Origin of the sequence: Caulobacter sp. 602-1, from assembly GCF_003931565.1 — a bacterium.
Lineage (GTDB): Bacteria > Pseudomonadota > Alphaproteobacteria > Caulobacterales > Caulobacteraceae > Caulobacter.
Window position 1 is genome coordinate 1 of the sequence record NZ_RRYI01000055.1, and the last position, 344, is coordinate 344.

Sequence of the window (344 nt, forward strand, 5' to 3'; positions counted from 1 at the left end):
TCTGCGCGTAGGTGTCGGCATCAGCACGGGTCTTGTCGGAGTATGCATCCGCCTCGGAGCGCGTACGATCAGAATAGGCATCTGCTTCGGAGCGCGTACGGTCAGAATAGGTATCTGCTTCGGAGCGCGTACGGTCAGAGTAGCTGTTGGCCTTGTTCACCAGTTCGGTGTACTTGTTCTGGCTGGCCTCGGTGATTTCCTGCGCCTTGGTCTTGCCCTTCTCCACGTACTGATCGTGCAGCTGCATGGCCAGGGTGAGCATTGCGGTGGCACGTTCGGGCTCGGTGCCCGGCATGGAAGCTGCGCCTGCAATCTTCTGCAGAGAACCAGTTTCGGTGCTCGGC

At 59.6% G+C, this 344-nt stretch carries 1 protein-coding gene; it reads right to left on the reverse strand.

Going from position 1 to position 344, the window contains the following annotated elements:
- The coding region (locus EIK80_RS25220; RefSeq protein WP_199743626.1) for a hypothetical protein at positions 1-295 on the reverse strand (295 nt) is incomplete at its 3' end.
- Positions 296-344 lie beyond the last annotated feature (49 nt).